The 8,494-nt window shown below is 38.1% G+C and carries 13 protein-coding genes; 2 read left to right on the top strand and 11 right to left on the bottom strand.

Annotated elements, in window-relative coordinates; translation table 11 throughout:
• Nucleotides 1-63: 63 nt before the first annotated feature.
• The 4 genes from ACFIMK_RS04680 to ACFIMK_RS04695 form a co-directional block, all read right to left on the bottom strand.
• On the bottom strand, nt 64-1,080 hold the full coding sequence (locus tag ACFIMK_RS04680) for a ParB/RepB/Spo0J family partition protein (RefSeq protein WP_375683028.1): 1,017 nt from the start codon (nt 1,078-1,080) through the stop codon (nt 64-66).
• Nucleotides 1,080-1,478 (bottom strand): hypothetical protein, encoded by a 399-nt coding sequence (locus ACFIMK_RS04685; RefSeq protein ID WP_038474380.1) that lies wholly within the window; start codon nt 1,476-1,478, stop codon nt 1,080-1,082. The genes ACFIMK_RS04680 and ACFIMK_RS04685 overlap by 1 nt, the downstream gene beginning before the upstream one ends.
• The gene (locus tag ACFIMK_RS04690; RefSeq protein WP_273755279.1) at nt 1,462-1,602 is read right to left on the bottom strand and encodes a hypothetical protein; all 141 of its coding nucleotides are present in this window, start codon (nt 1,600-1,602) and stop codon (nt 1,462-1,464) included. Before ACFIMK_RS04690 ends, ACFIMK_RS04685 begins: the two co-directional genes overlap by 17 nt.
• A 73-nt stretch (nt 1,603-1,675) precedes the next feature.
• Entirely contained in the window at nt 1,676-1,981 is a 306-nt protein-coding gene (locus ACFIMK_RS04695) for a helix-turn-helix transcriptional regulator (protein ID WP_005864619.1), read from the bottom strand.
• A gap of 151 nt (nt 1,982-2,132) precedes the next feature.
• Here ACFIMK_RS04695 and ACFIMK_RS04700 point away from each other — a divergent pair, with 151 nt between their 5' ends.
• A complete protein-coding gene (locus tag ACFIMK_RS04700) occupies nt 2,133-2,651 on the top strand; it encodes a helix-turn-helix transcriptional regulator (RefSeq protein ID WP_375683032.1) in 519 nt (172 codons plus the stop codon).
• Between the two features lie 117 nt (nt 2,652-2,768).
• On the opposite strand, the gene ACFIMK_RS04705 is transcribed toward ACFIMK_RS04700, so the two are convergent.
• From ACFIMK_RS04705 to ACFIMK_RS04735, 7 genes are all read right to left on the bottom strand, one after another.
• Complete coding sequence (locus ACFIMK_RS04705; RefSeq protein ID WP_375657200.1) at nt 2,769-2,906, bottom strand: hypothetical protein; 138 nt, start codon at nt 2,904-2,906, stop codon at nt 2,769-2,771.
• A gap of 257 nt (nt 2,907-3,163) precedes the next feature.
• The gene (gene ssb, locus ACFIMK_RS04710) at nt 3,164-3,607 is read right to left on the bottom strand and encodes a single-stranded DNA-binding protein (protein ID WP_375633769.1); all 444 of its coding nucleotides are present in this window, start codon (nt 3,605-3,607) and stop codon (nt 3,164-3,166) included.
• Between the two features lie 142 nt (nt 3,608-3,749).
• Nucleotides 3,750-5,147 carry an AAA family ATPase gene (locus ACFIMK_RS04715; protein ID WP_375638693.1) on the bottom strand — a complete coding sequence of 466 codons (1,398 nt, stop codon included), beginning with the start codon at nt 5,145-5,147 and terminating at the stop codon, nt 3,750-3,752.
• Nucleotides 5,148-5,251: 104 nt separating this feature from the next.
• Nucleotides 5,252-5,638, bottom strand: coding sequence for a hypothetical protein (locus ACFIMK_RS04720; RefSeq protein ID WP_375638695.1), 387 nt, complete (start codon nt 5,636-5,638; stop codon nt 5,252-5,254).
• On the bottom strand, nt 5,622-6,764 hold the full coding sequence (locus ACFIMK_RS04725; protein ID WP_375638697.1) for a YdaU family protein: 1,143 nt from the start codon (nt 6,762-6,764) through the stop codon (nt 5,622-5,624). Before ACFIMK_RS04725 ends, ACFIMK_RS04720 begins: the two co-directional genes overlap by 17 nt.
• 146 nt (nt 6,765-6,910) lie before the next feature.
• Nucleotides 6,911-7,276: a hypothetical protein gene (locus ACFIMK_RS04730; protein ID WP_375638699.1), complete on the bottom strand. Its 366-nt coding sequence runs from the start codon at nt 7,274-7,276 to the stop codon at nt 6,911-6,913.
• Between the two features lie 18 nt (nt 7,277-7,294).
• Nucleotides 7,295-7,612, bottom strand: a complete 318-nt coding sequence (locus tag ACFIMK_RS04735) for a hypothetical protein (protein ID WP_375638701.1) — start codon at nt 7,610-7,612, stop codon at nt 7,295-7,297.
• A gap of 50 nt (nt 7,613-7,662) precedes the next feature.
• On the opposite strand from ACFIMK_RS04735, the gene ACFIMK_RS04740 reads away from it, so the two are divergent.
• Complete coding sequence (locus ACFIMK_RS04740; RefSeq protein ID WP_004854224.1) at nt 7,663-8,313, top strand: S24 family peptidase; 651 nt, start codon at nt 7,663-7,665, stop codon at nt 8,311-8,313.
• The last annotated feature ends 181 nt before the right edge of the window (nt 8,314-8,494 follow it).

Raw genomic sequence — 8,494 nt, forward strand, 5'->3', positions numbered from 1 at the left:
CGGGTTCACGACAAGGAAAAACCGGCTTTTGGAAAAAATCAAGCTGCCCGCAACCATGCCTCTTCATGACAGCACCTCCCCTCGTTCTCTTGCAAGATAATCACAAAACCGCGCCTTTGTCTGCGCATCCGCTCTCTGCCAAACACCCAATAACTGAGCAAAAATCCGTTCCTGTTCATTAATTTGCGGCGGCGTATTAACCCCATTGACCAAATCAACAGCCCGCCTCAAATCCCCATCAACCTGTTGGAGCGCAATTGCCACACGCCGTTGCGCAACCGGCTCCATCTTTGCTAATTTTAACAACTGCGCTTGATTATCCGCCAATGCTGTGCCACGCAAAACAGACCGCAACTCCGGCTGTAAATGCTGGGAAATGCGATTGAGGAGTTTCACTGACTCCTTCGATAAACCAATACGATCTGCTACATGTTTGGCAAAGTGCAAACTTTGCATTTTGCCATTCAATTCACCTTCATTTGGCAAAGGGTCAACTTGACCCTTTGCCACTTTGTCTCCTTCACACCCAGTTTCACGATGCTTTGAAGAACCATCATTTGGCAAAGGGTAAACTTTACCCTTTGCCACTTTGTCCCCTTCACACTCAGTTTCATGATGCTCTGAAGAACTATCATTTGGCAAAGGTGCAACTTGCACCTTTGCCACTTTGTCCTTTGTATATTGATTACCATGGTCACCGCCACGTTGAATCTCCCCGTACTTCTTTTCCCACAATTCGCGGTAAGTCTGGACAAAAAGCGCACGGTCAATAACAGACAACTCATTACGAAAGAGGTTTTCTGCCACTTCTAAAAGCGCAGCATTGTCCTTATCAGCCTGCACCACAACCGCATCAATTTCGCTATAGCCTAAAAGCTCAGCAGCACGAAGCCGATGCGCACCAGCTATAAGCGTGTAATTACCCTCTTTAGCATTGGGGGTATGGCGCACCGTAATCGGATTCATCAATCCCTCCCGCGCCATTGATTGTGCAAGTGCCTTGGCATGCTCATCATCCACAGGGCGTATACGCTCCGGCACCACAATCACATCAAGAGCAAGCTTTTGAAACTGTGCCATCACGCTGCCGCCTTTCTGATCTCTTTAAAGAATAAATCCATCGCACGCCCCGCCCATCTTCGATAAGCTTTCGCAAAAACGGGTTCTTCCAAACGCCGGTTAATCACTTGCATAGATAGAGAAATAGAAGTCCGCTGACGTGCCTGTATCGCAACAATACGCCGCCGTGGCACCTCAAACTGATAATGCAAAATATGAATAACAATCTGTCGTGCTAACGCCGCATCAAATAAGCCATGCGGGGGGTCAATAATATACCGGATCGGCAGATGCTTAAATCCACTACTCACGGCTTTTAAAGAACAGGAAAGCATCACCTGTAAACGTTCAACTTCTGAATAAGGATTAACGATATCGTTTCTGACATCTGGGGTCCATAAATTACAAGCAGCAACCATAACCACCCCCTATGAAAACAATATGACCACCATCTAATCGCCAGAACCAACCCATGCAAACGGCTGTTCTATGATGCAACTCTATGCAATTTATCTTGCCTATTTCGTACTGATCTTTAGACATTGATAAACCTTTTTATCTTATGGTATTTAAATTCATGGCGAATGCGCAAAAACGCAAAGCCTAACAACGGAATTCAAGCAGCATTACCGCGCAAAGCAGAATGCGCACGCGAATCTGTGTTGGCATGTTTTGCTGCTTTAAAAATGCGACGGCGACTTTTGGGGTAGCGGTCGCTAAAAACTTGCTCAACGGGCAAACCGATAAAATCGGCAATAGCACGTTCGGCTTTCTCGTTAGACCGTGTCCAAATGTGTTGAACACTGGATGACGAGAGTTGATAAGCTTTCGCGAGCTCCGCCAAGGTCATATTACGGCGGCGTAGCTCGGCTAAAATACTATGGCGATCCCATACTTGAATGCATGTTTGGGTGGTTGTCATAAACTTCGCTCCTGCTTCAAACGGATGCTCAAACCATCCGTTTTTTGTGGGGTTAATTGTAAAATATCTGCCCTCAATATCGGGCGGTAATAACAGTTAAAACCATTTTACGGGTTTGTCAACCCATAAAATGGTCTTAATGGGTATTTTTTTGGCACGTTTAGAAACAGAACCTAAAACACCATTGGCAAAACGCCTACGTGAAATAAGACGAATCCTCGGAAACGAAGAACGCGGTGCTTTTGCCAAATCTCTTAATTTGGCAAAAAATACGCTTGCAAATTATGAGCTTGGTATAAATGAGCCACCAGCATCTATCGTAATTGCCTATCACAAAATTTATGGCGTAGACTTTCATTGGCTTCTCACTGGAGAAGGCGAAATGTTTACAGACATGGAAAAGGCGAAAGCAGCTGGTTTTAAACCACAAACTATCCCTACTGGTCTCATGAAAAAGCTTGGTCGCATAGCTTATACAACTTATCGCGATGCAAATATAAAACTCCCCCCTGAAGATATAGCGGAATTAGCGGCAGAGCTTTGTATAAAGTTGCAAGAGCTTGTTCAAGACATCAACGACATGGAAGAGGTCGAAGCGACTTTCCCTCTTCTTAAAATTCATTTAAAGCGTCAAATAGAGGCTGAAAATGCACATCCAGAAACTAAATAAGATACAGCTTAATGCCTCTTTAATATGAAAAATGAAAGTGGAAATCTTTTTACATTAAAAAATTTATATAAATTATTGATAAACAATATTTTTTACTCAATTTTTAGAGATTTCCACTTATATATGGAAATCTTTTTTGCTTTTTTGGTTATTTTTGGCTGATTTTGGAGTCAATTGAACTTTTGGAGTGATTTTTTTCACAGGGTCTTCAAAGGCGGTTTTCTGGGCTTTCACAGACTTTTCAAAATTTTTCACAGGGTTTTCAAAGACCTTTCAAAGCCTTCTCTCATTTTTACCTTTAAAACGCTCTTTTTTCTAATTTTCACTATTTTTCGCTCTTTTTTACAATTTTAGGTGTCAAAATCTATTTTGACAAAACGCGCATTTAATGCTAAATTTTATACATAAAAACAACAAATTACCACGTATTCCTACCTAATCCCACCTTTTCCCACTTAGTATAAAACCTAGTGTCAAACTACACACATGTTTCTCTTTGCTCTATTTTTCAATCAAAATGGTATGCTGTCATTAAGAGATGCACTATGATCAGCAGCACCTGAAGCGATAGCATAATTTTGAGAAGTAACGGAAGAAGGGGCAGATTGATCTTTCTTTACATCAAGCAAATACAACTCGCCTTTGAATTGTGGCAAGACAATCTCTGTTGTGTAATGGTCATGCCCATTTTTATCTTGCCATTTGCGTGTTTGTAATTTTCCTTCTACGTAAACTTTTGAACCTTTGTTGAGATATTGAAGTGCAATTTTTGCCAAATGTGGATTGAAAACCACAATGGAGTGCCATTCCGTTTTCTCTACTTTTTGATGAGTATTTTTATCCGTATAGCTTTCAGAAGTTGCTATACTAAAATTGACTATTTCTGCTCCAGAATTCATTGTTTTGCTTTCGGGATCAGCACCTAAACGCCCGATTAACATCACTTTATTTAGCATGTTTTTTTACCTTAAACTTGTATTTTAATACATACAAAATCCTAGCATGATTTGCATATTTTTTCAATTATTTCAAAAGGATATTGTTGTTTTTTAACATATAAAATTATGTTTTAGATGACTGATTCTTGATAATGACTGATCACAAAACATTCTGCAGTAAATTAATAACTTTTTGAAAAGAATCAGCAATGGTACCTACTTCTTTAGTAGCATTACCAATTTTTAGAATTCTTTCTTTCCAGTTTTTACCAAGTCCCTTAACTTGATTCATTGTAATTTTCTGTAAAACAGGTTCAATGGATCTCAGCCATTCGTCACTTCTTTTGTCTAGTTGAGAAATTTTACTACATAGAATTTTAGGATCATCACAATCAGATGCTTCATTGCGGACAATAAACAAATTATCTACATGAGTATCTTCAATCAAATAAGGAGAATGAGTAGAATAAATCACGCTATTCTTGTCAAAAGATGATAATTTCTGTAAGGATTGTAATATTTTTTCTTGGGGGTGGATATGTAGATTGCTCGCTGGTTCATCCAATAAGAAAATTATTCCATTTTTGCTCCTATTGGTACGGATATCTGTAAGTACTTTAAAACAAAAGAACCAACGACATCCTTTGCTTCTTTCATGTAAAGAAAAAGTACGGTCCTTGGCTTTGACCTTTAAACAAAAATCTACAAAGTAAGAATGAGATTCTATCGCTTTTTCTATGCTAAATCTATCAAATACAGTTTTTCCTCCCGTAATGTCTTCCCAATCTTTGGTAACAACAGTGTTAAGATAATCATTTATAGAAGATAGACGTTGATCGACGGCATCTTTATCATTACAATCAACGATATCACGTTGAAAGCTAATATCAAGTTTTGGTTCTTTACTAGAGCGTTTTTTACGACTGCCAACCAATAAATCATTAAAAATATCATGCCATAAAAGATTCTTTTTATCGCTTAGCGAACTATCTTCTTTTAATTCTTTATAGCAATATGGAGCTTCACTTTTTAAAAATCTAATCTTATCAGGTACATCAAACATAAAATCATCATAATAGACGATTTCAGGAATGTGGCCCTTTAGGTAATTTAAAAGAGCTGTTGCTGTTTCATCTCCACAATTCTTACCGTTGATCTTTATATATTTTTCTGTGCAAATACTATTAGCGAATGAATATACAAAAGATAAATGGAGTGTCTGTTTTTTTTCAAGTAAATCATCTTTGATTTTTTTAAGTGTTTTAATCTTAGCTAATTTTTCAATCTCTGTTTCATCCAATAAAATTGTGGTAGATAAAACAATATCTTCATCAAAAAAAGCTGTTTTAGGACGTATAGAAGCAAAATCTTCGACTGTTAATTGTTTCCCTAAACATAGCTGTGACAAGAGATGAATACCTTGCAAAGTTGTTGTTTTTCCTGATTCATTATTTCCCACCAAAATAAAAGGAAAACTTCTATCTCCTCCTGAGAAATCTATTTTTAGAGGCTCTCCTATTCCTTTAAAATTTTCTAATTCAAATGAAGTAAATATCATGATAGTCTCCAGTGGTACCCTAAAAACAACGCCTTATAACATATAAAATAGGAATGTTTTTATCGTGTTCCAAAATGATCAGCAAATTTCACTATTTTGCTGTTTTAAGCCGCTTTAGAATTGCTACTGTCATGACACTCTTCACTAGGCTTGCCTATTCTCATGAATGAAATGCGCTTGCCTCCTAAGGCTAGGTTACGCGTATTTTCAACTGCTGTAAAAACTCTCTCAGCAACACCATAAAGCCTGCTTTCTAAATCACGACAATAATGCGCTAGATCAGCGCATGAGGGCACAAATGTTGTGGACATGCCTTTTGCTTTACCACGTATAAGATTTTTAACAGCTTGCAATAAAGACCAGAGTGAAATGCCGTTAAGAGCTGCGATATAAGCCTTTGCACGCGCTTCTACATTTGAAACTTTTTGCATTGTCAAACCACCTTCAAGCACATCAAGAGCCTCTGCTATGTCTTCAACAGACGCTTTCACGGTAAGTAAGTTTTGAACAGTCTGATAAGCTTCTAAAGCTTGTTTCTCTAGGGTTGCTGTCAATTGAATGCCATTTCTCAAGGTCCATGGAAACTCCAGAGTTACACATTGCTCTATCTGTTGCACGGTATCTTGTAGAGGTGTCACTAAGCTGTGTTGCACCGATAAGATTACGGATTGTCTCTCCGGTACCACCACGAGTTCTTTGATCTTTTGAAAAGTTTCCATTGTTTCCACCATTGTTGTTCGTGTTTTTTGTTTTTTCTAAATCATCAACCGCCTTGCGTACCCAGTTACGCCATGTTGCTTGCCAATCGGTTTTGGTTGCATTTGCTCCGGCTTTTGAACGCCAGTAATCTCGAAACTTTGCAATTTCGACTTTGACGCGCTCTGGAGGCAAGCCCTCTGCAATGGCAAAATCGTAATCCGGTTCAAAATCCGTAGGCAATCGACAACCGCGATTAGCTTGCGCTCGTTTTGCTTTTTTGGGAACGTTCTCTTGCTCGTGAATGGGAGGTTGGTTGTCTGATGATGTTGTGATTTGCTCTGATGTGGTCTCAACAGCAGCAACCTCTGTTGGCTCGTCAACCTGTTCGTTTGTTTCTAAACTTTCAGAACCAATTTCTTTTTTTGCTAAAACGTTAGTTTTAGTTTTTTTATATATATTCTTATTCTGGTTCTTTATAGCTTGATTTTGCTTAGCGTTTGCTTCAGCAAAAAAAACGTTTTGCTTGTCATTTGCTTCAGCAAAATTATTAACATGTTGTTTTGTATTGTTTTTTGCTTGTGCACCTTTTTTACCAGCTTCACTACGAACTTGCGATATGTGCTCTTTTTTATCAGAAAAATCTTTTAGTTCTTCTTCAACGCGCGTATTCCACAATCCATTATCTGTCTCAACAAGTTTATCGTTCCTCATTAAGTATTCGACAATAGCTGCAAATTTTTTCTGCGAACAATTGCAAGCACGTGCAAGCGTTTCAAAATCTTCTTTAATTGGTGCTTTTTTATCGTACATGCGAACGAGAAGCGTCATATAAGCGCCCCTTTGCTCTAACGTCATTCCATCTGTACCACTTATCCAGTCATACAAATGGAATCTTATCCATGGCATACCATTAGACATGCGCGCCCCCTTCTTTCATTAAATATAAATTAGTGATCATAATCCCCCCCTTAAGGCTGTTGCCTATTTATGCGTGAGCTGTGACAGAGCGCGTAGTCATAAGTTAAAAAAATGAACTCACTCAATTCAAAAATACACTGCATGCTTCATCTCGCTGCACTAACTAAATGTGTAGACCGATTGTATTTCTGTAAACTATCTATGAAATGCTTTTTGAAACCGTGCGCATCGCTATATGCCTTTATAGATAATGAAGGTCCTAAAGTACTTTGAACTATCAAATTATCATTTGCATCAAGAGAAAAATTCCAATCAGAATCGCTAAAAACAATTGTGCTGCCGTCTGGAAAATCCATTTCTTTTATTGAATCTTTCAAAATGTGAAAAGTGTAATATGGTCTTTGCAATACCTTTGTAGAGCTTTGCATTTTTTTATGAGAGACATAAAAACAAAAAATCGTGATTACATTGACTATAAAAAACACAATCATCGTCGCCCAACTGGAATCCATCTGTATTTCCTTTCTTCTTTAAGAATGTGAATGGTGCTGTTGATGTTCATTCTTTTCTGTAGAAGCAGCAGTAAAAGCAGATTGTGAAGATAATTTAGAATCACATGATTGCGTCCTATAAAAAAACGAGAAAAAGTCTTCTGCCTTAATCGGTGCTCCAATTCTTTTGGCTTCATTCAAAAGAATTGGGATATGTTTTGTTGGAATTCTCCCACCAGTTCCACCTTTTGATATAGGACGGAGCCAGACATATACGCGTGTTCTATGCACCCCAAGCAACTGAGATACCCTACGAACCCCACCTAATAGATTTATTATTTCCGAAAATTGTTTCATAGCACATTATGTAGCGATTATAAAAACAATGTCAAGAAGGAAAATTAATAATGAAACCACATGTTGCTAAATTAGAAAATGACGATTGTATACAACGTACCTACAATAAAGATATGACAATAAGTATCTCACAATGGTTGCAAAATGCCTTATCTGAAGCTGGATTAAGCCAATCAGAGCTTTCAAGACAGCTAACCGCTTCTTTAGGTCGCTCGATAGATCGTGCTGCCGTCAATAAAATGCTAAAAGGAACAAGAGATATTTCTGCTCGAGAATTATTAGAAATATCAAAGCTTACAGGTGCTTCTATTCCTACTAATCACTTAGTTCCTTTGATTGGATCTGTAGGAGCCGGAGGAGAAATAATCGCAATAGATTCTGGTTGTCTAGAAGAAGTAGAAGCCCCGCCATCTGCTCCTAAAGGAACTGTTGCTGTTCGCGTGGTAGGTGATTCTATGTTTCCAGCCATTGAAGAAGGAAGCCTTCTTTTTTATTCCTATCATTTGCCACCAGAGGATCTTATTAACAACCGCGCCATCATAAAAACTAAATGTGGAAAAGTTTACATCAAAGTATTACGTCTAGGGAAAGAAAAAGGGAAATGGGTTTTATCCAGTATAAATGGAAAATATGCTGATATCGTAGATGTAGAATTAGAATGGTGTGCACCTATCGACTGGATTAAGCCAGCCAGAATATGAGTTAATATTTTTATATTTCTCTTCAAGCAAGCCTTTAGTTTATTACTTTTAAAAAAATTTTTAAAATCGCTACATTTTTTGTTGACTTTGTTTTTAAAATCACTACATTGGTATCCATAAACCACGCACAAACAATCGCCAAGAGGCGTTAGGGAGGAAAAATTATGGAAAATCCAATTCT

Source organism: Bartonella sp. AP280QHHD (genome assembly GCF_042196125.1).
Classification (GTDB): Bacteria; Pseudomonadota; Alphaproteobacteria; order Rhizobiales; family Rhizobiaceae; genus Bartonella.